Here is a 1,490-nt window from a genome sequence, read left to right on the forward strand (position 1 = left end):
CCGACTTAACCGTATAACCTGAACCGCCGTATACGGAACCGTACGTACGGTGGTGTGAGAGGACGGCGGATGTGAATCCGCCTCCTACTCGATGGCGGTCGTTAGCCGTGTGCGCATTTACAGCCCTTGCTTGAACACGCCTCACCATGTTCGTGGTGTTTGGCACAGCCTTCGCAGCAGTAGTGCTTGCCGTGGCGCGCAATCGGATGTTCACCGAGCTTGCAGTTGCATTTAGGACAGTCACAGGTGCTTTCAGAAGTAACAGGCATGGGACAGACTCCTTCAGTGGTGGTTGTCTGAGGCTTGAAAGGCAAGCCGTAGGAATCAGTGTAGCTGCCGAGGGCTGGGATCTTTTGATTTGGTTTTCCCGGGGATTTGAACGTGGGGTTTGTGAGCATATCCGTTGCGGCGGTAACGGCTGCTTAGGGTTGCGCCCAAAGCAACGGATATTCACCCATCCCGTCAAGCCACAGCAAACACCTCGACCAAGCGCTCAGCAATATGCTGCTGCGCCTCTTCAGCCTCATCGATAATCGCGCCCATGCGCAGGAAGTCGTGGGTCATGCCCTCATAAACCTTCAATTGCACCTCAACCCCCGCCGCCTGCAAATGACGCGCATACGCCACGCCCTCGTCGTGCAACGGATCACATTCGGCCAACACCAACAGCACCGGTGCGAGGTTGGCGTTGACCTGCGCCAGCAACGGCGAAAAACGAGGATCGAGACGATCACTGACATCACGCTGATAGTGCTCGTAGAACCAGTGCAGCGAATCTTTCTCCAGCAAATGCCCTTCGCCAAAACGCTCGATCGACGGCGTGCTGCGACTGGCATCCGTGACCGGATAAATCAGCACCTGCAAGCGCGGCTGCACGGCGGCGCCCGCCAGTTGCGCGGCGAGTACCGTGGCCAGGCTGCCGCCGACGCTGTCACCGGCAATCGCCAGGCGCGAGGCGTCGATGCCCATACCCTCGGCGCTGACCACCAGCCAATCCCAGGCATCTCGGGCATCATCGGCCGCCGTTGGAAAGCGAAATTCCGGCGCCAACCGGTAAGCCACCGACAGCACCACACAATCGGCCATCGAAGCCAATGCCCGGCAAAGCGAATCATGGGAATCGAGGCTGCCGACCACATAACCCCCGCCGTGGAAATACAACAGCGCCGGACGTCCGGCACCTGCATTCAAAAGCTGATTGCTGTAGATCCGTGCGTTCAGACGCGTACCATCGCGCACGGGTAATTGCAGTTCATCCACCACTTGCAAGTCTTCGCCGCCGGCATCCATCAACAGTGATGACTGATCAAATTGCTCGCGGGCTTCTGCCGGGCTCAGCTCATGCATGCCAACACGTTTGCCACTGGCCCGGCCGTTACCGACCAGTTGCAGGAATGCGGCGATATCAGGGTTCAAAGGCATTTATTTCTCCAAAAGCATTCGCACGCGATGAGCGCCCGAATGCTTTCTTTCTGGTTTCAGAGCAAATT

General features: G+C 57.9%; 2 protein-coding genes. Both read right to left on the minus strand.

The window, feature by feature from the left end; genetic code table 11:
* Window positions 1-101: 101 nt before the first annotated feature.
* Entirely contained in the window at window positions 102-269 is a 168-nt protein-coding gene (locus ACIOU6_RS21860; RefSeq protein ID WP_221733310.1) for a metallothionein, read from the minus strand.
* A gap of 193 nt (window positions 270-462) precedes the next feature.
* Window positions 463-1,422 carry an alpha/beta hydrolase gene (locus ACIOU6_RS21865; protein WP_401138858.1) on the minus strand — a complete coding sequence of 320 codons (960 nt, stop codon included), beginning with the start codon at window positions 1,420-1,422 and terminating at the stop codon, window positions 463-465.
* Window positions 1,423-1,490 lie beyond the last annotated feature (68 nt).

Origin of the sequence: Pseudomonas sp. NPDC087615 (assembly GCF_044743445.1) — a bacterium.
GTDB classification, from domain to species: Bacteria; Pseudomonadota; Gammaproteobacteria; order Pseudomonadales; family Pseudomonadaceae; genus Aquipseudomonas; species Aquipseudomonas baetica_A.

Bases quoted from the DNA above. Each gene is read 5' to 3' on its own strand.
- ACIOU6_RS21860 (WP_221733310.1), bottom strand. From the start codon at position 269: ATGCCTGTTACTTCTGAAAGCACCTGTGACTGTCCTAAATGCAACTGC.
- ACIOU6_RS21865 (WP_401138858.1), bottom strand. From the start codon at position 1,422: ATGCCTTTGAACCCTGATATCGCCGCATTCCTGCAACTGGTCGGTAAC.